Origin of the sequence: Haloferax profundi, from assembly GCF_001469865.1 — an archaeon.
Taxonomy (GTDB): domain Archaea; phylum Halobacteriota; class Halobacteria; order Halobacteriales; family Haloferacaceae; genus Haloferax; species Haloferax profundi.
Map to the genome: position 1 here is coordinate 1 of NZ_LOPV01000352.1, position 1,159 is coordinate 1,159.

A 1,159-nucleotide genomic window follows, 5' to 3' on the forward strand; every position below is an offset into this window, starting at 1 on the left:
TGTCTCCGAAGCCGACGATTCCGACCGTCGAACCAGTCAGTTGAGTCGCCAGTGTGAATTCATCACGCCAGTCTCCCGCATTTATCAGACTCCGAGCTTCCGTGAGCCGATGCAAAGTCGCGAGCATGAGACAGACCGTGTGTTCAGCTACTGAGAGCGCGTTGTATCCGGGTGTGTGCGTGACTGGAATATCTCGTTCTGCTGCTGCAGTCCGGTCGATACTGTCTACGCCAGTGCCAAGCTTCGCGATGATTTCGAGCTCCTCTGCTCGCTCGATAATTGATCGGCTGAGCGGGACTCGGGAGGTGACGAACGCGACGTTGGCGTCGCTGATTTCATCTTCTACTGCCTTTGGGTCGCTATCGATTCCAACTGACACATCCCATGAATCCGGGATACCGTCAAGTAATTCGTCTGTGGGGGTGATATCTCTATCCACGATTGCTCGCTTCATACATCTACTGTCCCTGTAGTTTCACTTGAGCATATCGCCTCGATACGGAAGCTCGTTCTCACTACCTCTTCGTGAGATGAACGGGCTGTCGAACACGGGACGTAGACTTGTCTGTCGGGTGATTCGGGTTCAGCCAGTCGATTTTATCTGGGAGTCCGAGTTGTCGATTGTCAGTATCCCGGGCTTCCGCCGTTTCTGCATCTACCGTGAGTTTGCCATCCAGATGAAGATGCAGGGCGTCGACAAGGGCATCCGCTTCAAGAGGTTGTCCTTTGTCTCGTACTACCTCTTCCGAGGCACCGTTTGGGATATTGAACGCCCGCTGGGTGATGATTGGCCCCTGATCCAAATCGGGGGTGACGTAGTGAGCCGTCACACCGGTGATTCGAACCCCCTCATTGAGGGCCTGTGAATACGCGGCAGCACCCGGGAACGCCGGCAGAAGGCTTGGATGAACGTTGATAATTCGACCGGGATAACGGAATACTACCTCAGGGCTGAGAATTTGAATATATCGAGCGAGAGTGACGAGGTCGATGTCGTATCTGTCGAGTAAATTTAACAGAGCCTCTTCGTCAGGATTTCCACCGTCGTCACCAATATCATGAAATGGTACGCCGTACTGTTCTGCAAATCGCTGAAGGTCTGAGTGATTTCCAATAACGACCTCTACGTCTGCACGATCGTCGTCTGTTGCAAATTCAT

General features: G+C 52.9%; 2 protein-coding genes. Both read right to left on the minus strand.

The features are described 5' to 3' along the window. The coding region (locus tag AUR66_RS13055; RefSeq protein ID WP_269432587.1) for an NAD(P)-dependent oxidoreductase at positions 1–454 on the minus strand (454 nt) is incomplete at its 3' end. Between the two features lie 61 nt (positions 455–515). Beyond that, the coding region (locus tag AUR66_RS20695) for a formyltransferase family protein (RefSeq protein WP_269432588.1) at positions 516–1,159 on the minus strand (644 nt) is incomplete at its 5' end.